Source organism: Streptomyces sp. NH27 (assembly GCF_056859195.1).
In genome coordinates this window covers 1-1,729 of the sequence record NZ_JACEGK010000870.1, presented here as the reverse complement: position 1 = coordinate 1,729, position 1,729 = coordinate 1, and the positions used below count along the sequence as shown (strand labels likewise).

Sequence of the window (1,729 nt, the reverse complement as noted above, 5' to 3'; positions counted from 1 at the left end):
CGAGGCGACCGCCGCCACCGCCACGCGCGGTGGGCGGCACCGCGCGACGAAGCGCTGAGCCTTGGGCGGCGAGCAGCGGGGTTCGTCCGGCCGGCCACCGGAAGAACCTGACGACTCCGGGGAGCCCGCGGCCTCCGGCATACGACCAGGGGCGTCCGGGCCCGGACCCGCGGATTCCGGGGCTGAGCCGGCGGATCCCGGCACCGGGTCTGTGGATTGCGGCACCGGGCCGGCGAATTCCGGCACCGGGTCGGCGGGTCCCGGCACCGGGCCGGCGAATTCCGGCACCGGGTCGGCGGATTCCGGGCCCGCGGCTGAGGCGTCCGAGCCGTCGTCCGGCGGGACGGGCGACGGCCCCGTCGATCTCGGAGCCGCGCTGACGCCCGCCCAGGGCATACCCGCGGTCGTGCTGCCGCCCGAGGGCGGACTGTGGCAGGACCGGATGCGGGCGATGCTGCGGCTGCCGTCGACCGAGCGGCCCGCGCCGCCCGCGGACCGGCCGGGCACGGTGGCCGGGGCGGGCGGCGGTTCGGTGCCGCGGGTGCTCGACCTCACCCTGCGGATCGGGGAGTTGCTGCTGGCGGGCGGCGAGGGCGCCGAGGACGTCGAGGCGGCGATGTTCGGGGTGGCCTTCGCGTACGGGCTGGCGCGGGTGGAGCCGACCGTCACCTTCACGCTGCTGGGCATCTCGTACCAGCCGTCGCTGACCGAGACACCGCACACGATGAGCCGTACGGTGCGCCGCCGCGGCACCGACTACACGCGACTGGCGGCCGTCTTCCACCTCGTCGACGGGATCACCGCGCACGAGGTGACGCTGGAGGAGGCGTACCGCAGCCTCGCCGACATCCGCCGCAACCGGCACCCGTACAGCTCGTGGGTGCTCACCGGCGCGGCCGGGCTGCTCGCGGGCGCGGCGAGCGTGCTGGTCGGCGGCGGTCCGCTGATCTTCGTGCTGGCCGCGCTCGCCGCGATGCTCGGCGACCGGCTGGCGTGGCTGCTGGCCGCGCGGGGGCTGCCGGAGTTCTACCAGTTCGGGGTCGCCGCGATGCCCGCCGCCGCGATGGGCGTGCTGGTCGGCCAGTACGGCCACTGGATACCGGGCGCGAGCAACGTGCAGTCCTCGGCGGTGATCACCGGTGGGCTCTTCGCACTACTGCCCGGCCGTGCGCTGGTCGCCGCCGTGCAGGACGGCCTCACCGGCTTCTACATCACCGCCTCGGCCCGGCTGCTCGAAGTGGTCTACCTCATCGTCGGCATCGTGATCGGGGTGACCCTCGTCCTCTACGCCGGGGTCCACACCGGGGCGCGGCTCAACCCGGATCAGGCGCTGCGGGCGTACGACCGGCCGTGGGTGCAGTTGCCCGCCGCGATGGTGCTGACGCTCGCGTTCGCGGTACTGCTCCAGTGCGAGCGGAAGGTGCTGCTGGTCGCCACGCTCAACGGGGGCGTCGCCTGGACCGTCTTCGGGGTGCTCCACCAACGGGCGGGCGGCAACCAGGTCGCCGCGACCGCCGCGGCCGCGGGGCTCGTCGGGCTCTTCGGCCAGCTCATGGCACGCTACCGCTTCGTCTCCGTGCTGCCGTACGTCACCGCCGCGATCGCGCCCCTACGGCCTCCAGGTCCGCGACGTCCGCGACCTGATCCCCGCCGACCTCGACGGCTGCGACACCGTCGTGCACCTGGCCGCGCACAAGTCCGTGCCCGAGAGCTTCGAGGTCGGCGGGTT

General features: G+C 74.8%; 1 protein-coding gene. It reads left to right on the top strand.

Annotated features, from left to right (window positions below; all coding sequences use genetic code 11):
- Positions 1 to 406: 406 nt before the first annotated feature.
- On the top strand, positions 407 to 1,729 hold a 1,323-nt coding region (locus AC13HU_RS36655), incomplete at its 3' end, for a threonine/serine exporter family protein (protein ID WP_483046320.1).